Origin of the sequence: Micromonospora sp. U21 (genome assembly GCF_018070045.1) — a bacterium.
GTDB lineage: Bacteria > Actinomycetota > Actinomycetes > Mycobacteriales > Micromonosporaceae > Micromonospora.
Map to the genome: position 1 here is coordinate 44,469 of NZ_JAGPYK010000030.1, position 26,686 is coordinate 71,154.

A 26,686-nucleotide genomic window follows, 5' to 3' on the forward strand; every position below is an offset into this window, starting at 1 on the left:
TGGGTCGATCGGGTCGGTGCGGCGGGTTTCAGCACCCGGGCGAGGTGTGCGACCGGGGGTTACAGGATCGGCCGCATCGAGCGGATCTGCGGGCCGCCCGGGTCGATTGGCGGGTCGCGAACCCTGGCACTGGGGCGCGCGCGGGCACAATATGGGATGCCGGCGTGTCCGCACGGGCCGGCGCCCCCGAGTTGAGCGAGGAATGATGACCACGGCGAAGCAGTCGGTGGCGGATCCGTCCGCATCCGACCACGAGGCGCTCCTCGATGAGTTGACCGAGGCGCTGCGGCGGGTCCGTCGCGGCGACCTGAAGGTCCGGCTACCCCGCCGCGCCGGTAAGGGTGGCGAGGTGGCGGACGCCTTCAACGAGGTGGTCTCGCTCCAGGAGCGGCAGTACCTGGACCTGCGGCGGATCAGCCGGATCGTGGGTCGGGACGGCCGGCTCACCGAGCGGCTCGACGACGAGGGGCTGGACGGCTCCTGGGCGGAGGGCCAGCGGGCGATCAACTCGCTGATCGACGACCTGGGCAGACCGACCACCGAGATAGCGCGGGTGATCGTGGCGGTCGCGGACGGCGACCTGTCCCAGCACATGGCGCTGGAGATCGACGGCCGGCCGCTCCGTGGTGAGTACCTGCGCATCGGGCGCACCGTGAACACGATGGTCGACCAGCTCTCGTCGTTCTCGAACGAGGTGACCCGGGTGGCCCGCGAGGTGGGCACCGAGGGCAAGCTGGGCGGCCAGGCCGACGTCCGGGGTGTCGCCGGCACCTGGAAGGACCTCACCGACTCGGTCAACACCATGGCGTCGAACCTGACTGGCCAGGTGCGGTCGATCTCGCAGGTGGCGACGGCGGTGGCCAAGGGCGACCTGTCGCAGAAGATCACGGTCAGCGCGCGCGGTGAGGTCGCCGAGCTGGCCGCCACGATGAACTACCTCACCGACACGCTGCGGCTCTTCGCCGAGCAGGTGACCCGGGTGGCCCGTGAGGTGGGCACCGAGGGCAAGCTGGGCGGTCAGGCCGATGTGCCGAACGTGGCCGGCACCTGGAAGGACCTCACCGACAGCGTCAACTCGATGGCGTCGAACCTGACCGCGCAGGTCCGCAACATCGCCCAGGTGTCCACGGCGGTGGCACGGGGCGACCTGTCGCAGAAGATCACGGTGGCGGCGCAGGGCGAGATCCTGGAGCTGAAGGACACCGTCAACACGATGGTGGACCAGCTGTCGTCGTTCGCCGACGAGGTGACCCGGGTGGCCCGTGAGGTGGGCATCGAGGGCAAGCTGGGCGGCCAGGCCCAGGTACGCGGGGTCTCCGGCACCTGGCGCGACCTCACCGAGAACGTCAACCAGCTGGCGGGCAACCTGACCAGCCAGGTCCGCAACATCTCGCAGGTCTCCACGGCGGTCGCCAAGGGTGACCTGTCGCAGAAGATCACGGTGGACGCGCAGGGCGAGATCCTGGAGCTGAAGAACACCGTCAACACGATGGTGGACCAGCTGTCGTCGTTCGCCGACGAGGTGACCCGGGTCGCGCGCGAGGTGGGCACCGAGGGCAACCTGGGCGGTCAGGCGCAGGTGAAGGGTGTCTCCGGCACCTGGCGTGACCTGACCGACAACGTCAACTCGATGGCGTCGAACCTGACCAGCCAGGTGCGCAACATCGCGTCGGTGACCACGGCGGTGGCCAAGGGTGACCTGTCGCAGAAGATCACGGTGGATGCTCGGGGCGAGATCCTGGAGTTGAAGTCCACGGTGAACACGATGGTGGACCAGCTGTCGTCGTTCGCCGACGAGGTGACCCGGGTGGCCCGCGAGGTGGGCACCGAGGGCAAGCTCGGTGGCCAGGCACAGGTACGCGGGGTCGCCGGCACCTGGCGTGACCTGACCGACAACGTCAACTCGATGGCGTCGAACCTGACGGCCCAGGTGCGCAACATCGCCCAGGTCTCCACCGCCGTGGCGAAGGGTGACCTGTCGCAGAAGATCACGGTGGACGCTCGGGGCGAGATCCTGGAGTTGAAGTCCACGGTGAACACGATGGTGGACCAGCTGTCGTCGTTCGCCGACGAGGTGACCCGGGTGGCCCGCGAGGTGGGGACCGAGGGCAAGCTCGGTGGCCAGGCACAGGTGAAGGGTGTCTCCGGCACCTGGCGTGACCTGACCGACAACGTCAACTCGATGGCGTCGAACCTCACCAGCCAGGTCCGCAACATCGCCTCGGTGACCACGGCCGTGGCCAAGGGCGACCTGAGCCAGAAGATCACGGTGGACGCGCAGGGCGAGATCCTGGAGCTGAAGTCAACCGTCAACACGATGGTGGACCAGCTGTCGTCGTTCGCCGACGAGGTGACCCGGGTGGCCCGTGAGGTGGGCATTGAGGGCAAGCTGGGCGGTCAGGCGCAGGTGAAGGGCGTCTCCGGCACCTGGCGGGACCTCACCGAGAACGTCAACCAGCTCGCCTCGACGCTGACCACCCAGCTGCGGGCCATCGCCCAGGTGTCCACGTCGGTGACGCGCGGCGACCTTACCCAGCGGATCGCGGTCAAGGCGCAGGGCGAGGTCGCCGAGCTGAAGGACAACATCAACCAGATGATCGTCACCCTTCGGGAGACGACCAAGAAGAACGCCGAGCAGGGCTGGCTGGACTCGAACCTGGCCCGGATCGGCGGCCTGTTGCAGGGCCAGCGGGATCTCGGTGAGGTCTGCCGCATGATCATGACCGAGGTGACCCCGCTGGTCGACGCCCAGCTCGGCGCCTTCTTCCTGGCCGACGACACCGACGGGAGCATGCGGCTGCGGTTGACCTCCTCCTACGGGTACGTGGCACGGGGGCACGACGTCACCTTCGGGCCGGGTGAGGGGCTGGTCGGGCAGACCGCGCTCTCCCGCCGGACGATCCGGGTCAGTGCCTCTCCGAACAGCCGACTCACGCTGCGTTCCGGCCTGGCCGATACACCCCCGTCCGACCTGGTGGTGCTCCCCGTGCTGTTCGAGGGGGAGCTGCTCGGGGTGATCGAGTTCGCCAGCGTGGCCGCCTTCTCCGAGCTGCACCTGTCGTTCCTGGAGCGGCTGGTGCTGACCATCGGCATTGCGGTCAACACCATCCAGGCCAACCGGCGTACGGAGGAGTTGCTGGCCCAGTCGCAGCGGCTTGCGCACGAGCTCCAGGAGCAGTCCGCGGAGTTGCAGCGCACCAACGCCGAGCTGGAGGAGAAGGCGACCCTGCTCTCCGAGCAGAAGGGCAACATCGAGACGAAGAACCGGGAGATCGAGCTGGCCCGGCTCGGCCTGGAGGAGAAGGCGCAGCAGCTCACCCGGGCCTCGGCGTACAAGTCGGAGTTCCTGGCCAACATGAGCCACGAGCTGCGGACGCCGCTGAACTCCTTGCTGCTGCTGGCCCGGCTGCTGGCGGAGAACTCGGAGCAGAACCTCAACCCGAAGCAGATCGAGTTCGCCCGGACGATCCACAGCGCCGGTTCGGACCTGCTCAGGCTGATCGACGACATCCTGGACCTGTCCAAGATCGAGGCGGGTCGGATGGACGTCGAGCCGACCGAGATCCGGTTCGCGGAGATCCGCGGCTACGTGGAGCAGGCGTTCGCGCCGCAGGCCGAGGAGAAGGGCCTGGACTTCCAGGTGCGGGTGAGCAAGGACCTGCCGCCGGCGCTGGTCACCGACGCGCAGCGGTTGCAGCAGATCCTGCGCAACCTGCTCTCCAACGCGGTGAAGTTCACCGACAACGGCGCGGTGACGTTGCGGATCGCCCCGGCGGCGGAGAACGCGGTGTTCGACGTGCCGGCGTTGACCAACGCCCAGCAGGTGATCGCGTTCACCGTGATCGACACCGGGATCGGCATCTCCGACGACAAGCTGTCGATCATCTTCGAGGCGTTCCAACAGGCGGACGGCACCACCAGCCGCCGTTACGGTGGCACCGGCCTGGGCCTGTCGATCAGCCGTGATCTGGCTCGGTTGATCGGCGGCACGATCACCGTGTCGTCCGCGCCGGGGCAGGGGTCGACCTTCACCCTGTTCGTACCGCACGTGTTGGCCCCGGATGCGGTGGTCGCACCTCAGCCGCCGTCCCCGCAGCGCGCCGGCCTGCCGTCGTCGCTGCTGATGCCGCCGCTGGAGCTGCTGCCTCAGCGGCCGGAGGCGCCGGCCACCCGCCAGCTGGACGGCGCGACCGTGTTGATAGTGGACGACGACGTGCGCAACGTCTTCGCCCTGACCAGCGCGTTGGAGCTGCACGGGATGACCGTGTTGTACTCGGACAACGGGGCGGACGGTGTCCGCCTGCTGGCCGAGCATCCGGAGGTGGACATCGTGCTGATGGACGCCATGATGCCGGACCAGGACGGGTACGAGACCACCCGCCAGATCCGACGCAACCACCGTTTCGCCGACCTGCCGGTCGTCTTCCTGACCGCGAAGGCGATGCCGGGCGACCGCGAGTCGGCGCTCGCGGCCGGGGGCAGCGACTACATCACCAAGCCGGTCGACCTGGACGACCTGATCGAGCTGATGTCGTCCTGGATCAGCGGCAGCCGGACCGAGGAGATTTCGTGACCCAGATGGCCAAGGCGCTGCTCGTGGACGACCGGCGGGAGAATCTGATGGCCCTGGAGGCGATCCTCCAGGGGCTGCCGGTCCAGTCGGTGGCGGTGGAGAGCGGCGAAGCGGCGCTCAAGCAGTTGCTGGTGGACGACTTCGCGGTGATCCTGCTGGACGCGCAGATGCCGGACATGGACGGCTTCGAGACGGCCAGCCACATCAAGCGCCGGGAGCGGACCCGGCACGTGCCGATCATCTTCCTCACCGCCGCTGACCGGGACGCCCAGCTCGCCCTGCGCGGGTACCAGGTGGGCGCGGTCGACTACCTGACCAAGCCGTTCGACCCGTGGGTGCTGCGCGCCAAGGTGTCGGTCTTCGTCGAGCTGTGGGTGAAGACCCGGCAGTTGGCCGCCCAGTCGGACCTGGTGCGGGAGCGCGACACGCAGTGGCGGCGGCTCACCGACGCGGTCGACGAGGCGACCACCCTGCTCCGTTCCGACGAGCCGGAGGGCCTGGACCGGGCGGTGCGGCTGCTCGAGCAGGCCCGCTGGGGCAACACCTCCTGACGGGGGTGCTCAGACCTCGCCGGGCCGGACGTGGCCGGTGGCGGCCCGACGGGTCCGCCATCGCTCGCCGAGCGAGTCGATCTCCTCTTGCACGAAGTAGAGCCCGGTCTTGGTGATGGTCGCCTCGTACCAGGGGTTGTCCGGCATCCGGTAGCGATCCCGGCGGGACCGGGGAACCGGCTCGCGGATCAGCATCTATCGCCCCGTCGATCTAGGGCAGGTCGCTGTCCGTGGAGATCAACTCACCACGATTTCCCCTAGATCGACGCGACCTGGGGGGCGGGCGGAGGGGAGCCGGGGTCAGCCGGTGGGTTGGTCGTTGCGGATCATCAGGGCGCTGCGGAGGCCGGTGATGTCCAGAACGCGGATCAGGAAGTCGCCCACGTGGGTCAGCATCAGCAGGCTCTGCGCGTGGCTGGCCTTGCGGCTGAGCACGACCAGGGTGCCCAGGCCCTGCGAGTCGCAGAAAGTGACGCCACCCATGTCGAGCACGATCCGCGGGGGCGGGTCGGCCAGCACCTCGTTGACCACGGTGGAGAGCTGCGCGGCGGTGAGCATGTCGATCTCACCAGCCAGGCGCAGCACTGCTTCGTCGCCCGTCCGGTGTAGCGTGATGGACAGTTCGGCACGATCCACCCGGTCAGCCTAGCGCGATCCGGACGACCCGGCCTGCCGAGGCTGACAGCCGCCGCCGGGCGCGGTGTCGGCGCCGCCGGTGGGTGCCGGGGGCGGGTGAGCCCGGTAACCCCAGCCCGGGGTGGCTGCTGACTGACCGTCCGGCGCTGACACAATGGCGGCATCGTGACCGACACCTTCTCCGCCGAATCCGGCCGCTACCCGGCCGAGGCTCCGGCCTCCGAGGCCCTGTTCCACCGCGCCCGCGCCATCGTGCCGGGCGGGGTGAACTCCCCCGTGCGCGCCTTCCAGGCGGTCGGCGGCACCCCCCGCTTCATGGTCCGAGGCGAGGGCCCGTGGCTGCACGACGCCGATGGCCGCCGCTACGTGGACCTGGTCTGCTCCTGGGGTCCGCTGATCCTCGGGCACGCCCACCCGCAGGTGGTGGACGCCGTGCAGGCCGCCGCCGCCCGGGGCACCAGCTTCGGCACCCCCACGCCCGCTGAGGTGGAGCTGGCCGCCGAGATCGTCGATCGGACCCCGGTGGAGCAGGTGCGCCTGGTCAACTCCGGCACCGAGGCGACCATGTCGGCGATCCGGCTGGCCCGTGGCTTCACCGGGCGCTCCAAGATCATCAAGTTCGCCGGCTGCTACCACGGGCACGTCGACGCGCTGCTCGCGTCGGCCGGGTCCGGCGTGGCCACCCTGGGCCTGCCCGACTCGCCCGGTGTCACCGGAGCCGCGGCCAGCGAGACGATCGTGCTGCCGTACAACGACATCAGGGCGGTCGAGGAGGCCTTCGCCGCCGAGGGTCCGCACATCGCAGCGGTGATCACCGAGGCTGCCGCCGGCAACATGGGCGTGGTCGCCCCCCGCGACGGCTTCAACCAGCAGCTCGCCCGAATCGCGCACGCGCACGGTGCGTTGCTCGTGGTGGACGAGGTGATGACCGGGTTCCGGGTCTCCCGAGCCGGCTGGCACGGCCTCGACCCGTCGGACGCCGACCTGTGGACGTACGGCAAGGTCATGGGCGGTGGGCTGCCCGCCGCCGCGTTCGGCGGGCGCGCCGAGATCATGGCGCGGCTCGCCCCGGCCGGCCCGGTCTACCAGGCCGGCACGCTCTCCGGTAACCCGCTGGCCTGCGCCGCCGGCCTGGCCACCCTGCGGCTGGCCGACGACGAGCTGTACCGCCGCCTCGACGAGACCGCCGCCGTCGTGGGCAAGCTCGCCGCCGACGCGCTGGCCGCCGCCGGGGTCCCGCACCGACTGTCGTACGCGGGCAGCATGTTCTCCATCTTCTTCACCGACGCCGACGTGGTCGACTACGACAGCGCCCGCACCCAGCAGGCGCCGGCGTTCAAGGCGTTCTTCCACGCGATGCTCGCCGCCGGCGTCTACCTGCCGCCGAGCGCGTTCGAGTCGTGGTTCGTGTCGGCGGCGATCGACGATGCCGCTCTGGAGCAGATCGCCGCCGCGCTGCCGACGGCGGCGAACGCGGCGGCAGCGGCGGGTCTCGGGGGGTGGCGTGAGCGCGAGGAGTGAGCCGGTTTTGCGAGCCCCGCAGTCGCGAACGAAGGGGGCGCAGTCGTGAGCAAGACGGTGGTCCACGTGCTCCGGCACGGCGAGGTGTACAACCCCGACCAGATCCTCTACGGTCGGCTGCCCGGTTTCCGCCTCTCCGAGCTGGGTGTGCAGATGGCCAAGGCCGCCGCGCAGGGGCTGGCCGAGCGGGAGATCGTGCACGTGGTGGCGAGCCCGCTGGAGCGCGCCCAACAGACCGCCGAGCCGATCGCCGCCCAGTTCGGCTTGCCGGTCGGGGTGGACGAGCGGCTGATCGAGAGCGCCAACTGGTTCGAGGGCAAGAAGGTGTCGCCGGGCGACGGGTCGTTCCGCGACCCGCGCAACTGGTGGGTGCTGCGCGACCCGATGACCCCGTCCTGGGGCGAGGCGTACCGGGTCATCGCGGAGCGGATGTTCGCCGCCGTGCAGGCCGCCCGGGTCGCCGCCGAGGGGCGCGAGGCGGTGCTGGTCTCGCACCAGCTCCCGATCTGGACGCTGCGCCGGTACGTCGAGCGCAAGCGGCTCTGGCACGACCCGCGCAAGCGGCAGTGTGGGCTGGCCAGCCTCACGTCGTTCCACTTCGACGGCGCGAAGGTGGTCGGCATCGGTTACAGCGAGCCGGCCGCGCACCTGATCGCTCTCTCCGCGACCGCCCGGACGGCCAAGGGGGCCTGATGAACGCCCGGAGGTGGACCGCCGGCCTGCTCGCCACCGTCGCCGCGGTGGCGTTGGTCGGCTGCACGTCGCAGGGCCGGGAGAAGACCTGCACGACCACCTCCGACGGGATCATCGAGTGCGCTCCGGACCAGCGCTCGGCGCCCCCGACGCTCGCCGGTGAGCTGCTCACCGGCGGCAGCTACGACGTCAGCCAGGCCCGCGGCCAGGTGGTCGTGGTCAACTTCTGGGGCTCCTGGTGCGCGCCGTGCCGGGCCGAGGCGGACGACCTGGAAGCCACCTACCAGGCCACCAAGGGCTCCGGAGTGACCTTCCTCGGCATCAACGTGCAGGACCAGCGGGACAAGGCCAAGGCGTTCGAGGAGGGCCGGGTCACCTATCCGAGCCTGTTCGACCCGCCGAGCAAGCTGGCGCTCGCCCTGGACATCCCGCCGAACACCGTCCCGGCGACCGTGGTGCTCGACCGGGAGGGCCGGATCGCCTCGGTGATCCGCGCCGCGGTCAAGCAGGAGGGCCTGCAACCGATCGTCGAGCGGATCGCCGCCGAGCAGCCGGCCAACGGTTCCCGCTGATGGGCGGGACCTTCCGGGAGCTGGCCCTGAGCGGCCCGCTGCTGCTCGCCATCGGTGCGGCGGCGCTCGCCGGCCTGGTCAGCTTCCTCTCCCCGTGCGTGCTTCCGCTGGTCCCCGGCTACCTCTCGTACGTCACCGGCCTCGCCGGCGCCGACCTGGACGGCCGTGCAAGGAAGGGCACCTTGTTAACGCCTGCGGTGGAGCAGGGGCCCCCTCTTGACACCGCCGCCGAGCGTGAGCGCGACGGCGGCACCGGTGTCGCGGTACGGGAGCGGGTCGCGCGCGTGGGCGCGGTCAAGGGCCGGGTGCTCGCCGGGACGCTGCTCTTCATCGCCGGCTTCACCGTCGTCTTCGTCGCCACCGCGATCCTGTTCGCCAGCATCGGCCGGGTCTTCTTCGACTACGAGCGGCAGCTCGAGATCGTGATCGGCGCGCTGATCATCGTGCTCGGTCTGGGCTACCTCGGGCTCATCCCGGCCCTGCAACGAGAGTTCCGGATCTCCCGGCTGCCCTCCGCAGGGCTGCTCGGTGCCCCGGTCTTCGGCGCCGTCTTCGCGCTCAGCTGGGTGCCCTGCACCGGCCCCACGCTCGGCGCGGTGATGGGCATGGCCACCGCGAGCGGCCAGAGCGACCGCGCCGTGGTGCTCGCTGTGGCGTACTGCCTCGGGCTGGGGATACCGTTCGTCGTCTTCGGGCTGGGCTTCCAGCGCCTGCTCGGGGTCTTCCGCGCCGTCCGGCGCAACAGCCGCTGGGTCACCAGGGTCGGCGGCGCCCTGCTCATCCTGATCGGCCTTGCGCTGGTCACCGGCGGATGGCAGAGCTTCGTGATCTGGTTGCAGACCACCGTCGGGGTGGGCGAGGTGAGCATCTGATGACGGTCGTGGACGACCGGCCGGAGACCGCGGCCCCGGCGCCGCGGCGTCGACCCAACCGGCTGCTGGCCCTGCTGCGCAACTCGTGGCGGCAGCTGACCAGCATGCGTACCGCGCTGATCCTGCTCTTCCTGCTCGCGGTCGCCGCCATTCCCGGCTCGGTGCTGCCGCAGCGGGGGATCAGCCCGGAGAAGGTCAACGAGTACTTCACCGATCACCCGGACCTGGCCCCTCGGCTGGACCGGATCGGCGCGTTCGAGGTCTTCGGTTCGGTCTGGTTCTCCGCGATCTACCTGCTGCTGTTCACCTCGCTGATCGGCTGCATCACGCCCCGCCTGCGCGATCACGTCCGGGCCCTGCGGTCCCGGCCGCCGGCCGCGCCGAAGCGGCTCCAGCGGTTGCCGCAGCACGCGGTGCTGCCCGCCCCGGCGGGTGGCGCGGCGGCGATCGCCGAGGTGCTGCGCCGCCGGCGCTGGCGGGTGGAGGTCCGCGGCGACGAGGTGTCCGCCGAGAAGGGCTACCTCAAGGAGACCGGCAACCTGCTGTTCCACACCTCGCTGATCGCCGTGCTGATCGGCGTCGCGCTCGGCTCGTGGTACGGCTGGAGCGGCAACCGGCTGCTGGTGGCGGGTGCGGACAACGCCTTCTGCAACACCCGGCAGCAGTACGCCGAGGCGAAGCTCGGCCCCCGCGTGGACAGCGAGGATCTGCCCCGCTTCTGCCTCCGGCTGGACGATTTCGAGGCCCGGTTCCTGGCGTCCGGCCAGCCGGAGTTCTTCAATGCCAGGGTGACCGTCGACGGCCCCGACGAGCCCACCCGCAGCGGAAACTTCTCGGTGAACTCGCCCCTTCGGCTGGGCGGCGCGAGCGTCTACCTGCTCGGCCACGGGTACGCCCCGGTGATCCGCTACACCGACCGGTTCGGCCGCAGCCAGGTCAGCGACGAGCCGTTCCTGACCACCGGGGACAGCGGCCTGACCAGCGAGGGGCTGGCGGCCTTCCCGGATGCGAACGTCGACCCGCGTACCGGGCGGCGCGCACCGGATGAGCAGATGGCCTTCACCGGCATCTACCTGCCCACGGCGCCGCAGCAGGCCCCGTTCGCCCGCTCCGAGTACCCGACCGAGCGCAACCCGGCGTTGAACCTGGTCGCCTACCGGGGCAACCTCGGGCTGGACGCGGGCATCCCCGGCTCGGTCTACCAGCTCGACCAGCGGCAGGTGCGGGCCGGCAAGGTCAAGGAGGTCGGCACCAAGCTGCTCCGCAAGGGCGAGAGCTGGACGCTCGACGACGGCACCAAGGTCGAGTTCCTGGGCACCGAGCGGTACGTGACCCTTTCCGTCCGGCACGACCCCGGCTCGACGATGCTGCTGATCAGCTGCGGTTTCCTGCTGGTCGGGCTGATGGGGTCGCTGTTCGGGCGCCGCCGCCGGGTGTTCTTCCGGGTGATGCCGGCTGACCCCGCGGATGGATCTCCGACGGCCGGTAGTAGCTTGATGGAGGCCGGTGGGTTGCCGCGCACCGACTATCCAGGGTTCGCCGACGAGTTCGCCCAACTCGTCGCCGCGATCAGCGGTGACGAACGGGCGACCGAGCGGGCCGGCACGGATCGCGACGGAAGCGACCGGACCGGCGTGCGAGAAGGGACCGAGTGATGTCCGCACTCTCCGACAATCTGGTGACCTTCGCGATCCTGGCGTACCTGGTCGCGATGATCAGCCATGCCGTGGAGTACGCGCTGGGCAACACTCGCGCCCGGGTCGCTGCCGCGGTTCCCACCCGCGAGCTGGTGGGCGCCGGCGTCGGGGGCGGCGGCGTACCCGCGTCGCCCGCACCGGTCTCACCGTCGGCCGTGCCCGGCCGTTCGGCGCGGCGTGCCCGGATCGCCGGCCTGGTCGCGGTGGGGGCCACCGCGCTCGCGGCCGCGCTGCACCTCGGGGCGCTGGTCACGCACGGCATCGCGGCCGACCGGATGCCCTGGGGCAACATGTACGAGTTCGTGCTCACGGTGACGTTCGTCGGGGTCGCGGCCTGGCTGGTGGTGCTCTGGAGGCGGCCGTCGCTGCGCAAGCTCGGGCTGTTCCTCACCCTGGTGATGGTGCTGCTGGTCGCCACCGCCGAGCTGGTGCTGTACGTGCCGATCGTGCCGCTGGTGCCGGCGCTGAACTCGTACTGGTTCGTCATCCACGTCTCGACCATCGTCTTCGCGTCCGGCATCTTCCTGCTCGGCGTGGTGCCGGCGGTCGGCTACCTGATGCGCGCCGGGTACGAGCAGGGCAAGCGGAGTTTCCCGTACACCCTGGCCAAGCGGCTGCCCGGCGCGGCCGGTCTCGAGCGGCTGACCTTCGCGTTGCACGCCTTCGCCTTCCCGATCTTCACCTTCGCGGTGATCGCCGGCGCGATCTGGGCCGAGGCGGCCTGGGGGCGGCCGTGGGGCTGGGACCCGAAGGAGACCTGGGCGTTCATCTCCTGGGTGGTGTACGCGGGCTACCTGCACGCCCGGGCCACGCCCAGCGTCAAGCGCAACGTGGCCACCTGGCTCGCGGTGCTCGGCTTCCTCACCATGCTGATGAACCTGTTCGGCGTGAACATCTTCTTCACCGGCCTGCATTCGTACGGCGGCCTCGACTGACGGTCGGGTAGCCCCGAGGCTCTACCCGTCGGACTCCGGCGACCTGGGCCGCCAGCCGCGCAGCGTCCGGTCGACCTGGACGGTGACCTGGTAGGCCACCTCGGGCAGATCGGCGAGCTCGATCCGCTCGGCGCGTAGCGCCAGCTGGGCGTGCAGCTCCCGTGCGATGGCGTCGCGCAACTCGACCAACAGGGGCGACAACCCGTCCGGGTCGCCGACGACGTAGGCGTCCGACATGGCTCCACCCTGCCCCCGTACACCGCTGGTCCGCCACGGCCGGTGAGATACCTCGCCGATTTCCGGTTGCCGGGTCAGCCGCCGAACCAGCCCGGCACGTCGAGCCGGAACCAGTTGGCGGCTGCCATCGCCCGCAGGTCGTCCTCCAGGGCGTCGACCCGCTCGGGGCCGAGGGTCTCGGCCCACCGCTCGCGCAGCCGGTCGAAGATCTCCGCCCTTCGCCAACCGGCTCACCCGGGCGCCGCTCGACCCGGCGCTGGCCGTCCACGCCTGGACGCCCGCCCCCTGACCGGCCCGCCGGAGGGTCGCCGGAACCGGTTCCGGACGTACGTCACAGCACCCGGCTTCGTCCGCGACGGACCCGGTGCGGGAGACTGGCGGGCATGGCGGCTCGTGGCTTCCCGTACACCGATCTCAAGGACTTTCTCGCAGCCCTGGAACGCGCGGGCGAGCTGCGTCGGGTCGACGTCCCGGTCGACCCGACCCTGGAGATCAGTGAGGTGGTCACCCGCACCGTGCGGGCCGGCGGGCCGGCGCTGCTCTTCGAGCGCCCCACCCGCGGCGAGATGCCGGTGGCGATCAACCTGTTCGGCACCGAGAAGCGGATGGCGATGGCGCTCGGCGTCGACTCGCTGGACGAGATCGGCGCCCGGATCGGCGCGCTGATCAAGCCGGATCTGCCGGTCGGCTGGTCCGGCATCCGTGAGGGCCTCGGCAAGGTCATGCAGCTCAAGTCGGTGCCGCCGCGCAAGGTGAAGACCGCGCCCTGCCAGGAGGTGGTCTACCGGGGCGAGGACGTCGACCTGAACCGGCTGCCCGGGCTCCAGGTCTGGCCCGGCGACGGCGGGATCTTCCACAACTACGGGCTCACCCACACCAAGCACCCGGAGACCGGCAAGCGCAACCTCGGGCTGTACCGGCTCCAGCAGCACGGCCGCGACACCCTGGGCATGCACTGGCAGATCCACAAGGACTCGACCGCCCACCATGCCGTCGCCGAGCGGCTCGGGCAGCGCCTGCCGGTCGCGGTCGCGATCGGCTGCGACCCGGTCGTCTCGTACGCGGCCAGCGCACCGCTGCCCGGCGACATCGACGAGTACCTGTTCGCGGGGTTCCTGCGCGGCGAACGCGTGGAGATGGTCGACTGCCTGACCGTGCCGTTGCAGGTGCCGGCCCACGCGCAGATCGTGCTGGAGGGCTACCTGGAGCCCGGCGAGCGGTTGCCCGAGGGGCCGTTCGGCGACCACACCGGCTTCTACACGCCGGTCGAGCCGTTCCCGGTGCTGCACATCGAGGCGATGACCATGCAGCGCAAGCCGGTCTACCACTCGATCGTCACCTCCAAGCCGCCCCAGGAGGACCACGGCCTCGGCAAGGCCACCGAGCGGATCTTCCAGCCGCTGCTCAAGCTGCTGATCCCGGACATCGTGGACTACGACCTGCCGGCCGCCGGTGTCTTCCACAACTGCGCGATCGTGTCGATCCGCAAGCGCTACCCGAAGCACGCGCAGAAGGTGATGAACGCGATCTGGGGCGCGCACCTGATGTCGCTGACCAAGCTGATCGTGATCGTCGACGAGGACTGCGACGTGCACGACTACAACGAGGTCGCCTTCCGCGCCTTCGGCAACGTCGACTACGCGCGCGACCTGCTGCTCACCGAGGGCCCGGTCGACCACCTCGACCACGCGTCGTACCAGCAGTTCTGGGGCGGCAAGGTGGGCGTCGACGCGACCCGCAAGCTCCCCACCGAGGGATACACCCGCGGCTGGCCGGAGGAGATGAGCATGTCGCCGGAGGTCACCTCCCTGGTCGACAAGCGCTGGAAGGAGTACGGCATCTGATGGCGGTCCTCGACGCGCCGGCCGAACGGCCGGGCCGGATCAAGTCGTTCCTCAAGCTCGTCACCATCGAACACTCGGTCTTCGCGCTGCCGTTCGCGTACCTGTCGGCGCTGACCGCGATGCAGGTCAACGGCGGCCGGGTGCGCTGGATGGACCTGCTGCTGATCACCGTGGCGATGGTCGGGGCGCGGACGTTCGCGATGGCCGCCAACCGGATCCTCGACCGGCGGATCGACGCGCGGAACCCGCGTACCGCCGCGCGGGAACTGGTCACCGGGGCGGTGAGCGTGCGAACGGCCTGGACCGGCGCGGCCGTCGCGCTGGTGGTCTTCCTCGCCGCCGCCGCCCTGCTCAACCCGCTCTGCCTGGTGCTGGCGCCGCTCGCCGTGGTGCCGCTGGTGGTCTACCCGTACGGCAAGCGGTTCACCAACTGGCCACACGCGATCCTCGCCGTCGCCCAGGCGGTCGGCCCGGTCGGCGCCTGGCTGGCGGTCACCGGCACCCTGGACGGCTCCTGGCCGGCCTGGTTGCTCGGCGCGGCGGTCGGGCTGTGGATCGGTGGGTTCGACCTGATCTACGCCTGCCAGGACGACGAGGTGGACCGGGAGATCGGCGTGCACAGCGTGCCCGCCCGGTACGGCCGGCGCTTCGCGCTGCACGCCTCCACCGTGGCGCACGTGGTGACCTTCGGGCTCTTCGTCTGGTTCGGGGCGGTGGTCGGGTTCGGCTGGCTCTGGTGGGTCGGTCTGGCGCTCACCGCGGTCGCGTTCGGCTACCAGCACCTGGTGGTCACCCCGACCGACCTGAGCAAGGTCAACCGGGCGTTCTTCACCGCGAACGGCTTCGTCGGCATCGCGCTGTTCGCCTTCGCCCTGCTCGACCTGGTGATCCGGCTCGACCTGCGGCCCTGACGGTTGGGCGCCGGCGCGGTCAGAGCTGGGACGTGCCGGCGGGCTGGGGACGCCCGGTGGGGTAGCGGCCGCTCTCCAGCGTCCACTCGATGGTGCCGCGCACCGCGTTGGCGACCCCGTCGAGGTGGTCGATGACCGCCTCGTCCAGCGCCGGGCCGAACGACGGCACCGTGGCCCGCAGCGCGACGAAGCGGCGCATCGACTCCTGCCAGCGCTCGGCCACCCGGTCTACCGCCTCCGCCGCCGACAGGCCCCACTCGTCCTGCATGGCCAGCACCAGGTTGTGCCCGCCCGCGGTGGCCCGGTCCCGGTCCAGCGATGCGAGGTCGTTGTACCAGGAGAGCAGGTCGTTGCCGGTGTGGGCGACCCGGCGCAGCAGCGGGTGGTGGTAGACCGGGTCGGGCAGCGACCGGCCGGTGACGAACTCCACCAGCGGGTACGACACGTCCGCCGCCGAGGTGGCCCGACGCAGCTCGACGTACTCGGTGACGCCGGGTCGGCGACCCGCCTCCTTGTTGACCGCCTCCCGCCAGGTCCCGTCGAGGTGCCGGGCCACCGCGTCGGCGAAGCGCAGCCGCCACTGTGCCGGCATCCGGCGGCGCGGCTCCCGCCAGGCCAGCACCAGCAGCCGCCGCAGCGGACCGGTCAATCCGGCGTGCCGCACCCGGGGACCGTCGTGCAGCAGCGCCAACGTGCCGTCGCGCAGCGCCCGGATCTGCTCCGGAGCGAGGCGGCTCGGCCCGTCGCAGGCGTCGTCGACCAGGAAGAACCAGGTGAACAGGGCGGTCAGGCTCCGCAGGTCGGCCTCGGTGGCGTCCGGGTAGAGCCGGCCGGCGTACCGGGCGAAGGCTCCCCGACTCAGCCGGTGCAGCGCGGCGTCGTCCAGCGGCAGGCCGAGCTCGGGCAGCAGGTGAAGCAGCCACTCGTGCACCCGGTCGGCGTGCGGCGAGAGCCGGGCCGGGATCGGACATTCGGCGCGCAGCGTCCAGAGGACCTCGCCGGTCGTCACCGATGCCTCCTGTGCGATCTGCTGCCGGTGCGAATGGCCACCGGCAGCATGCCAGTTCGACGGGATACGCAGGTGCCCGCCCGGACATCTCGGGCGAGCCACCCGCAGGTCGATCCCGGGGGCGCCCACCGGCGGACGATCCCCACCAGGCAGGCTGGGGGCATGCGGGAACCATGGGTGGTCGGGGTCTCCGGGGCCTCCGGTACGCCGTACGCGGCGGCCGTGGTCGGCGGGCTGCTCGACGCGGGCGAACCGGTGGACCTGATCGTCTCCCGGGCGGCGCGGCTCACCGTGCTCGACGAGACCGGCCGGCCGTTCCGCGACGCGCACTGGGCGGAGGACCTCGCCGCCTGGCTCGGCCGGGACCTGGCCGGCGCGGACGTGCGGCACTGGCCGGCGGGTGACCTGGCGGCCGGTCCGAGCAGCGGTTCCTACCGGGTACGCGGAATGGCCGTGGTCCCGGCCAGTACGGCGGCGTGCGCGGGCATCGCGATCGGGCTCTCCAAGGACCTGTTGCAGCGTGCCGCCGAGGTCAACCTCAAGGAGCGTCGGCCGGTGGTGGTGGTACCTCGGGAGACGCCCGTGACCCGCAGTCACCTGGAGCATCTGATCGCGCTGCACGACGCTGGCGCGGTGGTGCTGCCGGCCAGCCCCGGCTTCTACGGAGCGGGCGAGGCGGCCAGCGCGCAGCAGTTGGTCGACTTCGTGGCCGGCAAGGTGCTGGACGCGCTCGGCGTGCCGCACACCCTGTTCCGACGGTGGTCCGGCCAGCTCGGCGCGGCCCGGGGCTGAGCCGTCGGCTCAACCCGCCTGGTCACGCGCACGACGGGTGACCGTAGCGGGACGCGGACCGGACTGGTGCCCGGTCCGCGTAGCGTTCGTTGTCCGCACCAGTTCAGTACATGCCGGCGTTGGCCGGACCCGGCCCGGTGGAGGCGGCCGGGCCCACGTTGCGTGGTTTTCCGACCTCGTCCACCTCGTCCAGCATGCCCTCCCCCTCAAGCAGGGCTCGCACCTCGGATTCCCGAAACCGGCGATGCCCGCCTGGAGTCCGGATGCTTCCTATCCGGCCGGCCGCCGCCCATCTCGTCACAGTCTTCGGGTCCACCCGAAACAGCGCGGCGACCTCACCCGGTGTCAGCAGGCGATCTCCAGTGTCCACAGCCCCCTCCTCGCGTCGACGAAGCCCCTGGCTGAACACACTGCCCCCGGCTGGTGCGAGCCCAGAGCCGTCATGAGGGACGTATGGCAATTACAGCACCAGGGACCTGGCCTGTCCGCCAAACGCGAAAAATGCACTGAGTGGGAAGTTAGTAAATGGTACTGGTGCAACCCCTACCTTGACTGTCAGTTTGTGAACAGTTACTCACTGCTGTGTGCAACGGATGCCGAAGGCATCGCGTTACGCCCAACCGGATAAGGTCACTCTCCGTGGACGCCATCGACCTCAACCTCGTCGACCTGCTGCGTGGAAACGCCCGCCTCTCGTACGCCGAGCTCGCCCGGCAGGTTGGCCTCTCCGCCCCGGCCGTGCACGAGCGGGTCGGCAAGCTGGAGAGCAGCGGCGTGGTCCGCGGCTATCGCGCTGACGTGGCGCCGGAGGCGATCGGGCTGGGCGTCACCGCGCTGATCGGCATCGTCGAGGACTCCGGCGCGGACAGCGACGACATGCTCGAGTCGCTCCGGGTGCTGCCCGAGATCGAGTCCTGCTACTTCATGGCGGGTGTGGAGTCTTTCCTGCTCAAGGCGCGGGTCGGCACGATCGCCGAGCTGGAGCAGCTGATCGTGCGGCTGAACCGGACGCCCGGGGTCGCCTCCACCCGTACCGCCATCGCGCTCTCCACCAAGTGGGAGAACCGCCCACAGCCGGTCGGCCCGCCGCCCGCCTGACAGCGCGGCGGTGGGGCTCGGTCTCGTACCCGAACGTCAGGGCGACCGGCCACCGCTCCTCCCACGCGTCCTTTTCTCTGCTTACACCCACGCACCAGTGCGGGCCGCTCCGTGTTGCGTCCGCGTAAGCAGAGCAAAGGACACCGTCCTGCCCCGTACCCGCCCCTGGCGTGGGTCGGTCGGCCCTGGTGCCGTACCGGCGGCCGGCGGTAGCGTGCGCCGATGACCTCGCCGGAACGTGGAGTGGCCGTGGTGACCGGAGCAGCCGGCGGCCTGGGCCGGGCCGTCGCCGCCGCGCTGCACGCCGACGGTTGGTCGGTGCTGCTCACCGACGTCGACCCGGCCGCGGTGGCCGCCGCCGCCGCGCCGATTGGCGGCTGGTCCGCCGCCCTGGACGTCCGGGACGAGGACGCCTGCGCCGCGATCGCCGCGACGGCAGCCAGCCGGGGTGGCCTCGGCCTCTGGGTCAACAACGCCGGCATCCTGGTCACCGGCCCCGCCTGGGAGCACGACGGACCGACCCGCCGCCGGGTGCTCGACGTGAACGCGCTCGGCGCGATGAACGGCACCCTCGCCGCGCTCGCGGTGATGCGCGGCCAGGGGCACGGCCACGTGCTGAACGTCGTCTCGCTGGCCGGGCTGGTCGCCGCACCCGGCGAGACGGTGTACGCGGCCAGCAAGCACGCGCTGCTGGCGTTCAGCCTCGGCACCCTGTCCGACCTGCGGATGGCCGGATATCGGCGGGTACACGTCTCCTGCCTCTGCCCGGACGGCATCTGGACCCCGATGCTGCACGACCGGCTGAACGACCCCGGGGCGCTGGCGTCGTTCACCGGGTCCATGCTGACCCCGCAGCGGGTGGCCGCCCGGGCGGCCCGACTGGCCCGCCGGCCACGCCCGGTGGTCAGCCTGCCCCGCTGGCGGGGCGCGCAGGTCCGGCTGCTGGACGCGCTGCCTCGGCTGGCCATCGGGCTGACGCCGCTGGTCCGGGCGGTCGGCCGGGCCGGGCAGCGCCGCCAGCTCCGCCGGGTCACGTCGGCGGACCGGCGCTGACCTCCCCAGGACCGCTTGCTACCTTGCCGGCGTGACTCATCTCGACCGGTGCGACGAGGCCAGCCGGACCTGGGTGACCGAGGCGATCGCCGCCGTCGAGGCGGACGCGAACCGCTCGGCCGACACCCACCTGCTGCCGTTCCCGCTGCCGCGGGAGTGGGGCATCGACCTCTACCTCAAGGACGAGTCGGTCCACCCGACCGGCTCACTGAAGCACAGGCTGGCCCGCTCGCTCTTCCTCTACGGGCTCTGCAACGGCTGGATCGGCCCGCGCACCACCATCGTCGAGGCGTCCTCCGGCTCCACGGCGGTCTCCGAGGCGTACTTCGCCCGGATGCTCGGGCTGCCGTTCATCGCGGTGATGCCCTCCTCCACCTCGCCGGAGAAGATCGCGCAGATCGAGTTCCAGGGCGGCCGGTGCCACCTGGTGGACGACCCGGCGAGCGTGGTGGTCGAGGCCCGCTGGTTGGCCGAGGACTCGGCCGGCCACTTCATGGACCAGTTCACCTACGCCGAGCGGGCCACCGACTGGCGGGGCAACAACAACATCGCCGAGTCGATCTACGCGCAGCTGAAACTGGAGCGGCACCCGATCCCGACCTGGGTCGTGGTGGGCGCCGGCACCGGGGGCACCAGCGCGACCATCGGCCGGTACGTCCGGTACCGCCGGCTGGACACCAAGCTCTGCGTGGTGGACCCGGAGAACTCCGCGTTCTACCCGGCCTGGCTGGCGGCTGACTGGTCCCTGCGCACCGGGAAGGGATCCCGGGTCGAGGGGATCGGCCGTCCCACCGTGGAGGCGTCCTTCCTGCCCGCCGTGGTGGACCGGATGGTCCAGGTGCCGGACGCGGCGTCGCTGGCCGCCATGCGGGCCGGCTCGGCGGTGCTCGGCCGCCGGGTGGGCGGCTCCACCGGCACCAACCTGTGGGGCGCCTTCGGCCTGATCGCCGGCATGCTCGCCGAGGGTCGGACCGGCTCAGTGGTCACCCTGATCTGCGACGCCGGCGACCGGTACGCCGACACCTACTACTCCGACGACTGGGTGGCCGCGCAGGGCCACGACCTGGCACCGCACGCCGCCATCATCGACCGCTTCCTGACCAGCGGCGCCTGGCCCGCCTGAGCCCGGCCGATCGGCTCGGGCGCACTCAGCGCGGGTCGATCCGTTCGGCCAGCCCGGGGTAGCGCACCACATAGCCGTCGGCGTCCAGATCGATGTCGGCGGTGAAGGTGCCGCTGGCGAACCGCACCCGGCCCGGCCCGAGCCCGGTGTAGATCTGCTCGGCCGGCACCACCTCCAGACCTGGAAGCAGGACCCACGCCGCGGTGATCCGGTGCGGCAGGTCGGCCGGCTGGGCGGCGAGCCCGAGCCGGTGGACCGGGAGGGTGTTGAACAGCGGCGACCCGCTCAGGTCCACGTCGAGCGCGTCGGCGAGCCGGTCCGGGTCGTCGGTGCCCGGCAGGCCGGCCCGGGGATGACCGGCCGCGACGAGTGCCGCGTCCAGGTTGCCCTGCTCGGCGGTGGTCACCCGCCACCGGTCCGCGGCCCGCTCCAGCGTGACTCTGCGCAGCCAACCCGACCCCTCCGCCTCGACCTCGACCCGGCTGGTGCTCCAGTCCGGTGCGGTGGTCAGCTGGTAGCGGGCGGTCCAGGGGATCGGGTCCACGGCGAGCAGGGTGCCCCGAGCCGCCAACCCGTGACCGTCGTCGAGCAGGACCTGCTCACTGCCGGCGGTGTCCGTCCGGGACCAGAAGATCGACTTCGGCATGGTCGGCATGAGCCGGACGTTACGCGACCGAGCCGACATCGGCAGGGCATGCGCGAACGCCGCCGCGAAGCGTGAGCTCCGCGGCGGCGTTCGGTGGATCAGTGGATCGGTGGATCAGTGGGTACGCGCCGGCGGTCGCCCGCCGAAGCCACGCCGGTCGTCGCGCTGCCGGTCGTCGCGCTGCCGGTCGCCCTGACCGCGGCCCTCGGGGCGGAATCCACCCCGAGCGTCCCGGTCCGCGAAGCGCCGCTCCCCGGCAGGTCGGTCCCCGAACCGGCGCTCGTCGGCGGGCCGCTCGCCCTGCTGCCGGTCGCCGAAGCGGCGGTCGCCGGAGCTCCGCTCGTCCCGGTCCCCGAACCGCCGCTCGCCCTGCGGGCGGTCGCCGTAGCGCCGTTCGCCGGTCGGGCGGTCGCCCCGGCCGTCCCGGTCACCGAACTGCGGCCGGTCGCCGAAACGGCGCTCGCCCTGCGGCCGGTCGCCGTAACCCCGGGCGTCCCGATCGGCGTACCGGCGCCCGCCGGACGGGCGGTCACCGTACTGCCGGTCACCCTGCGGGCGGTCACCGTACTGCCGGTCACCCTGCGGGCGGTCACCGTACTGCCGGTCACCCTGCGGGCGGTCACCGTACTGCCGGTCACCCTGCGGGCGGTCACCGTAGCGCCGCTCGCCGGTCGGCCGGTCGCTGTACTGCCGGTCGCCGTAGCGCCGCTCGCCCTGCGGACGATCGCCGTACTGCCGGTCGCCCTGCGGGCGGTCGCCGTAGCGCCGTTCGCCGGTCGGGCGGTCGCCGTAGCGCCGCTCACCCTGCGGCCGGTCGCCGTACCGCCGGTCGCCGCCCGGCCGGTCGCCGAAACGGCGCGCGCCGCCGGAGCGGTCGCCGTAGCCCCGGGGCTCCGCCTCCACGCGGACCGGAACGCCGCTGGGTTCGCGGGCGCCGATCAGCTCGGCCAGCGCCGGGTCGCCGAGGCGGACCCGGCTCTCGGCCGGCGCGACGCCGGCCTTCTCCAGCATCGCCAGGGTGGTACGGCGCTGCTTGGGCAGCACCAGCGTGGCGACCGCGCCCGACTCGCCGGCACGGGCGGTGCGCCCGGCGCGGTGCAGGTAGTCCTTGGGGTCCTTCGGCGGGTCGACGTGCAGCACCAGGGTGACCCCGTCGACGTGAATGCCCCGGGCCGCCACGTCGGTGGCGACCAGGACGTTCATCCGGCCCTCGCGGAACTCGGCCAGCGTCTTGGTGCGCATCCGCTGGGTCTTGCCGCCGTGCAGGCCACCGGCCCGTACGCCGACGGCGGCGAGCTGCTCGACCAGCCGGTCGACGCCCAGCTGGGTCCGGGCGAAGACCATCGTCCGGCCGTCCCGGGCGGCGATCGAGGCCGTCACGGGGAACTTCTCGTGCGGTGGGATCAACAGCATGTGGTGATCCATGGTGGACACCGAGGCGGTGGACGGCGCGGTGGAGTGGGTCACCGGGTCGGTCATGAAGCGCCTGACCAGCGCGTCGACGTCACCGTCCAGGGTGGCCGAGAAGAGCAGCCGCTGACCGTTCGCGGGCGTCTTCGCCAGCAGTTCGGTCACCTCGGGCAGGAAGCCCATGTCGGCCATCTGGTCGGCCTCGTCGAGCACCGTCACCTCGACGTCGTCGAGCTGGCAGATGCCCCGCTCGATCAGGTCGCCGAGCCGGCCCGGGGTCGCCACGATGATCTCCACGCCGCGCCGCAGCGCGTCGATCTGACGGTCGTACGGCACCCCGCCGACGGCGGTCTTCAGGAACACGTTGATCGCCTTGCCGAGCGGCAGCAGGGCGTCGTTGACCTGCATGGCCAACTCCCGGGTCGGGACCAGGACCAGGGCGCGCGGCCGCATCGGCCGGGCCGGCTTGCCGGCGGCGACCCGGGCCAGCAGCGGCAGGCCGAACGCGAGCGTCTTGCCCGACCCGGTCTGCCCGCGGCCGAGCACGTCCCGGCCGGCGAGCGCGTCCGGCACGGTGGCCCGCTGGATCTCGAACGGGGTGGTGATGCCCTGCCGCGCCAGCGCGCGGACCAGCGGCTCGGGCAGGCCGAGCGCGGCGAAGTCGACGGGCTCGGCGACCTCCGTCGGGGCGGCGTCGGGCGTCTCCAGGGTGGCGTCGGCCACCGCCGGGGCGGAATCGAAAACGGACGGAACGATGCTGGGGTCAGCAGAGGTGGTCAACAAATGCCTTTCGAGCGGGGCGCATCTTCGCGATGGCCTGCCGCGGCTGTGCCGCCGGATCGCCCGCAAGATCGCCCATGGGCGCGCATCACGCGCGCCGGGTCAGTGATCTCGACCAGTGTACGGCGGTCCGGCGGAGCCGCCAGCCGGTTGCCCGACCGTAGTGGGCGGACTCACCATCGCCCCGATGGCCGACTCAGCCGTTGAGCACGTTGCCCACCAGACCGTCGAGGGCGTTGTTGGCGAGCAGGACGACCAGCACGCTGATCGCCACCAGCAGCCCCAGCGCGGCGGTCAGGACGATCACCACCCGGGCGGTGCTGGAAGACCGCTCCGCCGGGGTGTCCGTCCAGCCCTGGGCCAGGATGTGCCCGGTCAGCGAGCCGGAATTCTCCACGGCGCTGGCCGGCAGCGCGATCGTGGTGTAGCCGGGCCCCTCCCCGCTGCCGTAGACGGTGCCAGCCAGATCGGGGCCGCCGTCGTACCGCCCGCTGCGAGCTGCCGCCGAGCCCCGCCCGCCCGCCGGGTTGGCAGGCGGCGCGGTCGTCCGGGAGCCGCCGGTGTCGTTTCCGCCCGACGGGGCAGCGCCGGTGGTGGACGGCGGCCAGCTGGGCAGCGCCGGGGCGGGCACCACCGGCGGGGCCGAGACGGGTGCCGCGGTCCACCCACCGCCGCTCTGGGTCGGCTGCGCGGCAACCGCTGGGGACGACCAACCGGCCGGCGACGCGGAGGCCCGCACGCCCGGGCCGGACGCTGAGCCGCGGAGCGGCGTGGAGCCGCGCCCGGCCGAATCGCCGGGCGACGCGGCGACCCACCCGGTGGGGCCGGCCGGCGGCGCGGAGACCGACGCGGTGGCTCGCACGGCCGGCGGCACGCTGGGCGTCGCGGGCGGCGGCGGGAATGGCGGTGCCGGCATCGGGCCGGGCGGCGGTGGAGGCCCGGGCACCGGTGGACCGGGGGGCGGTGCCGGCGGACCCGGAACGGGCGGCGACGGCGGGCCCGGGATGGGCGGCACCGGAGAGGGTGGCGGTGTGGGTGGGCCCGGGACGGGTGGCAGTGGGCCGGGTGGCGGCGTGGGCCGGGGCCCCGGTGGCGGGGTCGGCACCGGACCGGGCGGGTAGGGCCCAGGGCTCGGCGCTGGCTCGGGCTCCGGTGGCGGGGTCGGGCCAGGTGGCGTGGGGGCCGGCTCCGGGGTCGGAGGCGTGGGCGGCTGGGCGGGCTCCGGAGGCTGCGCCGGCTGGGGCGGCTCGGGGTTCACCGGAGCGGAGCGGTAGACACCGGGAGCGCTCGCCCGGGAGTCCGGGGTGCCCAACGCGCCGGCCGTGACGCGACTCTTGGCGGGCACCGTGGCGCTGGCCCGGGCCGGGCCGCTCGAGCCGTCCCGCTGCCCGGGCAGTGCCCCGCCGGGCGGGTTGGCCGAACCGGTCGCCCGGTAGGTGGTCGCGCTCGCCGGAGCGCTGGCCGGGACGTCATCCGACAACGCGGCGGCGGTGCCGACAGTGGCCCGGGCTCGTACCGGGGCCGCGGCCGGGTCAGCGTTCTCGGACGCCGGCTGTCCCCCGTCTGCGTCGCCGACGGTGCTGTCGGGACCGGCAGTGCTGTCGGGACCGTCGGTGCTGTCGGGACCGTCGGTGCCGGCGGGATCGTCGGTGGCGCTGGCAGCGGCGGCACGGACGTCACCGTCGGCGGAGGCCTCGACGGCGGCCGGATCGTTGTCGGCGCTGGGTGCCGGGTCGCCCGGTCCCGGCTGGTCGGCCTGGTCGACCGCGACGGGGCCGCTCTTCTCCGCCGGATCACTCTGCTCGGCCATCTCCGCCCTCCGTGCCGCGCTCGCACCCGGACCCGTGACATCGGGCCGGATGTGCCTGGATGTCACGGTGCCACAGATCGCCCCGAGCGGACAGCCGGAGCCGATTGTGGCGGCTCAGCTTCCGGTGCTCGGGCTGCCCGTCGTGGTCGCGGCCGGGCTGTCGCTGGCCACCGCACTCCGGCTCGCCGACGGCGTGCTGGCCGCGGCCGAGGTGGCCGGCGCACTGGTCGGCGCCGACGGCGCGGTCGTCGGCGTCTTGCTCGTGCTGGGTGACGTGCTCGGCGAGGTGCTGCCGGTGGGCGTCGGCGTCGTGGTCGGGGTGCCGGTGGGCGTCGGGGTGGCCGATCCGGTCGGCGTGGGCGTCGTGGTCGGGGTGGGCTTGGTGGTCGGCGTGGGCTTGGTGGTCGGCGTCGGCTTCGTCGTCGGCGTCGGCTTCGTGGTGGGCGTGGGCGTCGGGCTGGTCGGCGCGCTGGGCGTCGGGACCGGCACGGTCGGGGCCGGCACCGCGCCGATGACCCGGGTGGCGGCGTACAGCCGGGACCACCGGACGACCGAGACCTTGACGACGTCGCCGGTGGTGGGCGCCTGCACCATCTTGCCGTTGCCGATGTACATGGCGACGTGGTGGATCGTCGTCCAGCTGCTGCCGGAGGCGAAGAAGAGCAGGTCGCCGGGGAGCAGCGCGGTCTGCGGGACGGTCCGGGACCGGGTGGCGGCGTACTGGTCCCGCGAGACCCGGGGGAGCGAGAAGTAGTCGGCGCCGGGCGACCGGTACGCCGCCCACATCAGACCGGAGCAGTCGAACGTGTCGGGCCCCTCCTCGGACCACTCGTACGGGTCGCCGCGCTGGGCGAGGGCGTACCGGACCGCGGCCAGCGCCCGCGGGTGCGCCGCCATTCCGCTGACGTTCTGGCCGACGAGGTAGCCGGCGCCGAGCTGCTGCTCGGCGGCCTCCTGCTGACGCTCTATCTGGATCAGCTGCGCGGCGTTGTCGCGGCGCAGCTTGAGGAGGTTGGCCTCGGCCGCGCGCAGCGCCTTCTCGCCGGCGGCGAACTCCGCCACGGCGGCGTCGAGCTGGGTCTTGGCCGTGGTGTGCGCCTGGTAGGCGAGCTGCTCGCCGCTGCGAGCCCGGGACAGCTCCCCGGCCACCCCGGTGGTGCCGCGCTCGACCTTCTCACCGCGGGCGATCCGCTGGAGCCGGCTCAGCCCCTGGATGTCGTCGGCCAGGTCGCCGGGCGGGAGCGCGGCGGCTGCCTTGAACGCTTCCGAGGCGGCGACGTCGGCCGCCTGCTGAGCCCGGAGGAGATTGTCCTGTGCGGTCGCCAGCGCCTTGCCGGCCGCCTCGAGCTGGGCCTGCGCGTCCGCGCGTTTCTGCCGGCTCAGCAGCAGTGCCTCGCCGAGCGTGCCGACCTGGGTCTCACCGGCGGCGATCTGGGCGGCCAGCGGGCCGGTGCCGACGTTCACCACCGGCGGGGCCGGGACGCCGGCGACGGGCGCGCCGCCGGGCAGTTGGAGCGCGCCGACCACCGCCGGGCGCGAGCCGGTGTCCGGCACCGTGGTGGGCAGCCCCGGCTCGGCGTACGCGGGGGTGGCCAGCACGGCGGCGGCGATCGCGCCGAGCAGGGCGGCCCAGAGCTTCGGACGCAGCACCGGCGAGATCACCGGGCTCCGTCGTCGCTGCCGTCGCCCGCGCCCGCTGTCGACCATTCCGCTCCCCGTCCCGCAGTCCGTCGCCGCGCTCGTGGGCGCGGCCGTCGGGACGGTACCAGTGTGTGTTCCGCCCCACCCTGTCTTACCTCACGCGGGCAGTGATGTCGATGCATCGCCGGGTTACGGGAGGCTGTGAGTCCGGTGAAGTGGGTCGCTGCCGCCGACCGTGCCGCCGCGCCTGTCGGCGTCCCGACGTACGCTCGACCGGGACCG

23 protein-coding genes are annotated in these 26,686 nt (G+C 72.4%); 14 read left to right on the forward strand and 9 right to left on the reverse strand.

The window, feature by feature from the left end; genetic code table 11:
• Window positions 1–205: 205 nt before the first annotated feature.
• Window positions 206–4,573, forward strand: coding sequence for a HAMP domain-containing protein (locus KBX63_RS28180; protein ID WP_210916461.1), 4,368 nt, complete (start codon window positions 206–208; stop codon window positions 4,571–4,573).
• Window positions 4,570–5,124: a two-component system response regulator gene (locus KBX63_RS28185; protein WP_210916462.1), complete on the forward strand. Its 555-nt coding sequence runs from the start codon at window positions 4,570–4,572 to the stop codon at window positions 5,122–5,124. Before KBX63_RS28180 ends, KBX63_RS28185 begins: the two co-directional genes overlap by 4 nt.
• Window positions 5,125–5,133: 9 nt before the next feature.
• On the opposite strand, the gene KBX63_RS28190 is transcribed toward KBX63_RS28185, so the two are convergent.
• A complete protein-coding gene (locus KBX63_RS28190) occupies window positions 5,134–5,319 on the reverse strand; it encodes a hypothetical protein (RefSeq protein ID WP_247663456.1) in 186 nt (61 codons plus the stop codon).
• A 105-nt stretch (window positions 5,320–5,424) separates the two neighbouring features.
• A complete protein-coding gene (locus tag KBX63_RS28195) occupies window positions 5,425–5,760 on the reverse strand; it encodes an STAS domain-containing protein (RefSeq protein ID WP_210916464.1) in 336 nt (111 codons plus the stop codon).
• A 165-nt stretch (window positions 5,761–5,925) separates the two neighbouring features.
• Here KBX63_RS28195 and hemL point away from each other — a divergent pair, with 165 nt between their 5' ends.
• The 6 genes from hemL to ccsB are packed head-to-tail and all read left to right on the forward strand — an operon-like array spanning window position 5,926 to window position 12,050.
• Entirely contained in the window at window positions 5,926–7,281 is a 1,356-nt protein-coding gene (hemL, locus tag KBX63_RS28200) for a glutamate-1-semialdehyde 2,1-aminomutase (RefSeq protein ID WP_210916466.1), read from the forward strand.
• Between the two features lie 45 nt (window positions 7,282–7,326).
• Window positions 7,327–7,974: a histidine phosphatase family protein gene (locus KBX63_RS28205; protein ID WP_210916468.1), complete on the forward strand. Its 648-nt coding sequence runs from the start codon at window positions 7,327–7,329 to the stop codon at window positions 7,972–7,974.
• Window positions 7,974–8,546, forward strand: coding sequence for a TlpA disulfide reductase family protein (locus KBX63_RS28210; RefSeq protein WP_210916471.1), 573 nt, complete (start codon window positions 7,974–7,976; stop codon window positions 8,544–8,546). Before KBX63_RS28205 ends, KBX63_RS28210 begins: the two co-directional genes overlap by 1 nt.
• Window positions 8,546–9,418: a cytochrome c biogenesis CcdA family protein gene (locus KBX63_RS28215; RefSeq protein WP_210916473.1), complete on the forward strand. Its 873-nt coding sequence runs from the start codon at window positions 8,546–8,548 to the stop codon at window positions 9,416–9,418. The genes KBX63_RS28210 and KBX63_RS28215 overlap by 1 nt, the downstream gene beginning before the upstream one ends.
• Window positions 9,418–11,073: a cytochrome c biogenesis protein ResB gene (locus KBX63_RS28220; RefSeq protein WP_210916476.1), complete on the forward strand. Its 1,656-nt coding sequence runs from the start codon at window positions 9,418–9,420 to the stop codon at window positions 11,071–11,073. Before KBX63_RS28215 ends, KBX63_RS28220 begins: the two co-directional genes overlap by 1 nt.
• Entirely contained in the window at window positions 11,073–12,050 is a 978-nt protein-coding gene (gene ccsB, locus KBX63_RS28225; RefSeq protein ID WP_210916478.1) for a c-type cytochrome biogenesis protein CcsB, read from the forward strand. Before KBX63_RS28220 ends, ccsB begins: the two co-directional genes overlap by 1 nt.
• A gap of 21 nt (window positions 12,051–12,071) precedes the next feature.
• On the opposite strand, the gene KBX63_RS28230 is transcribed toward ccsB, so the two are convergent.
• Window positions 12,072–12,287 (reverse strand): hypothetical protein, encoded by a 216-nt coding sequence (locus KBX63_RS28230; RefSeq protein ID WP_210916479.1) that lies wholly within the window; start codon window positions 12,285–12,287, stop codon window positions 12,072–12,074.
• Between the two features lie 383 nt (window positions 12,288–12,670).
• Between KBX63_RS28230 and KBX63_RS28235 the strand changes: the two genes are divergently transcribed.
• Both KBX63_RS28235 and mqnP read left to right on the forward strand, forming a co-directional pair.
• The gene (locus KBX63_RS28235) at window positions 12,671–14,131 is read left to right on the forward strand and encodes a menaquinone biosynthesis decarboxylase (protein ID WP_210916480.1); all 1,461 of its coding nucleotides are present in this window, start codon (window positions 12,671–12,673) and stop codon (window positions 14,129–14,131) included.
• Entirely contained in the window at window positions 14,131–15,042 is a 912-nt protein-coding gene (gene mqnP / locus KBX63_RS28240) for a menaquinone biosynthesis prenyltransferase MqnP (RefSeq protein WP_210916481.1), read from the forward strand. Before KBX63_RS28235 ends, mqnP begins: the two co-directional genes overlap by 1 nt.
• 19 nt (window positions 15,043–15,061) lie before the next feature.
• Here the strand turns inward: mqnP and KBX63_RS28245 are convergent, their stop codons facing one another.
• On the reverse strand, window positions 15,062–16,051 hold the full coding sequence (locus KBX63_RS28245; protein ID WP_210916482.1) for a terpene synthase: 990 nt from the start codon (window positions 16,049–16,051) through the stop codon (window positions 15,062–15,064).
• A gap of 162 nt (window positions 16,052–16,213) precedes the next feature.
• Here KBX63_RS28245 and KBX63_RS28250 point away from each other — a divergent pair, with 162 nt between their 5' ends.
• Complete coding sequence (locus KBX63_RS28250; protein WP_210916484.1) at window positions 16,214–16,843, forward strand: UbiX family flavin prenyltransferase; 630 nt, start codon at window positions 16,214–16,216, stop codon at window positions 16,841–16,843.
• 103 nt (window positions 16,844–16,946) lie between these two features.
• Here the strand turns inward: KBX63_RS28250 and KBX63_RS28255 are convergent, their stop codons facing one another.
• Entirely contained in the window at window positions 16,947–17,213 is a 267-nt protein-coding gene (locus KBX63_RS28255) for a BldC family transcriptional regulator (protein WP_007454516.1), read from the reverse strand.
• A 269-nt stretch (window positions 17,214–17,482) separates the two neighbouring features.
• Between KBX63_RS28255 and KBX63_RS28260 the strand changes: the two genes are divergently transcribed.
• The 3 genes from KBX63_RS28260 to KBX63_RS28270 all read left to right on the forward strand — a co-directional run bounded on the left by KBX63_RS28260 (window position 17,483) and on the right by KBX63_RS28270 (window position 20,117).
• Window positions 17,483–17,941: an Lrp/AsnC family transcriptional regulator gene (locus KBX63_RS28260; RefSeq protein WP_210916485.1), complete on the forward strand. Its 459-nt coding sequence runs from the start codon at window positions 17,483–17,485 to the stop codon at window positions 17,939–17,941.
• 222 nt (window positions 17,942–18,163) lie between these two features.
• Window positions 18,164–18,994 (forward strand): SDR family oxidoreductase, encoded by an 831-nt coding sequence (locus tag KBX63_RS28265; protein ID WP_210916486.1) that lies wholly within the window; start codon window positions 18,164–18,166, stop codon window positions 18,992–18,994.
• Window positions 18,995–19,025: 31 nt separating this feature from the next.
• The gene (locus KBX63_RS28270; RefSeq protein WP_210916487.1) at window positions 19,026–20,117 is read left to right on the forward strand and encodes a PLP-dependent cysteine synthase family protein; all 1,092 of its coding nucleotides are present in this window, start codon (window positions 19,026–19,028) and stop codon (window positions 20,115–20,117) included.
• A 25-nt stretch (window positions 20,118–20,142) separates the two neighbouring features.
• On the opposite strand, the gene KBX63_RS28275 is transcribed toward KBX63_RS28270, so the two are convergent.
• The 4 genes from KBX63_RS28275 to KBX63_RS28290 all read right to left on the reverse strand — a co-directional run bounded on the left by KBX63_RS28275 (window position 20,143) and on the right by KBX63_RS28290 (window position 26,470).
• Entirely contained in the window at window positions 20,143–20,763 is a 621-nt protein-coding gene (locus KBX63_RS28275) for a putative glycolipid-binding domain-containing protein (RefSeq protein WP_210916506.1), read from the reverse strand.
• A 114-nt stretch (window positions 20,764–20,877) separates the two neighbouring features.
• Window positions 20,878–22,953: a DEAD/DEAH box helicase gene (locus tag KBX63_RS28280; RefSeq protein ID WP_210916489.1), complete on the reverse strand. Its 2,076-nt coding sequence runs from the start codon at window positions 22,951–22,953 to the stop codon at window positions 20,878–20,880.
• A 196-nt stretch (window positions 22,954–23,149) separates the two neighbouring features.
• Window positions 23,150–24,763, reverse strand: coding sequence for a hypothetical protein (locus KBX63_RS35605; RefSeq protein WP_247663457.1), 1,614 nt, complete (start codon window positions 24,761–24,763; stop codon window positions 23,150–23,152).
• 114 nt (window positions 24,764–24,877) lie between these two features.
• Entirely contained in the window at window positions 24,878–26,470 is a 1,593-nt protein-coding gene (locus KBX63_RS28290; protein ID WP_210916490.1) for a C40 family peptidase, read from the reverse strand.
• Between the last annotated feature and the right edge of the window lie 216 nt (window positions 26,471–26,686).

Excerpts from the sequence above, each read along its gene's own strand:
- KBX63_RS28210 (WP_210916471.1), top strand. The coding sequence starts at position 7,974 with ATGAACGCCCGGAGGTGGACCGCCGGCCTGCTCGCCACCGTCGCCGCG.
- KBX63_RS28230 (WP_210916479.1), bottom strand. The coding sequence starts at position 12,287 with ATGTCGGACGCCTACGTCGTCGGCGACCCGGACGGGTTGTCGCCCCTG.
- mqnP (WP_210916481.1), top strand. The coding sequence starts at position 14,131 with ATGGCGGTCCTCGACGCGCCGGCCGAACGGCCGGGCCGGATCAAGTCG.
- KBX63_RS28215 (WP_210916473.1), top strand. The coding sequence starts at position 8,546 with ATGGGCGGGACCTTCCGGGAGCTGGCCCTGAGCGGCCCGCTGCTGCTC.
- KBX63_RS28180 (WP_210916461.1), top strand. The coding sequence starts at position 206 with ATGACCACGGCGAAGCAGTCGGTGGCGGATCCGTCCGCATCCGACCAC.
- KBX63_RS28190 (WP_247663456.1), bottom strand. The coding sequence starts at position 5,319 with ATGCTGATCCGCGAGCCGGTTCCCCGGTCCCGCCGGGATCGCTACCGG.
- KBX63_RS35605 (WP_247663457.1), bottom strand. The coding sequence starts at position 24,763 with ATGGCCGAGCAGAGTGATCCGGCGGAGAAGAGCGGCCCCGTCGCGGTC.
- KBX63_RS28290 (WP_210916490.1), bottom strand. The coding sequence starts at position 26,470 with ATGGTCGACAGCGGGCGCGGGCGACGGCAGCGACGACGGAGCCCGGTG.
- KBX63_RS28265 (WP_210916486.1), top strand. The coding sequence starts at position 18,164 with ATGACCTCGCCGGAACGTGGAGTGGCCGTGGTGACCGGAGCAGCCGGC.
- KBX63_RS28235 (WP_210916480.1), top strand. The coding sequence starts at position 12,671 with ATGGCGGCTCGTGGCTTCCCGTACACCGATCTCAAGGACTTTCTCGCA.
- KBX63_RS28220 (WP_210916476.1), top strand. The coding sequence starts at position 9,418 with ATGACGGTCGTGGACGACCGGCCGGAGACCGCGGCCCCGGCGCCGCGG.
- KBX63_RS28275 (WP_210916506.1), bottom strand. The coding sequence starts at position 20,763 with ATGCCGAAGTCGATCTTCTGGTCCCGGACGGACACCGCCGGCAGTGAG.
- ccsB (WP_210916478.1), top strand. The coding sequence starts at position 11,073 with ATGTCCGCACTCTCCGACAATCTGGTGACCTTCGCGATCCTGGCGTAC.
- KBX63_RS28250 (WP_210916484.1), top strand. The coding sequence starts at position 16,214 with ATGCGGGAACCATGGGTGGTCGGGGTCTCCGGGGCCTCCGGTACGCCG.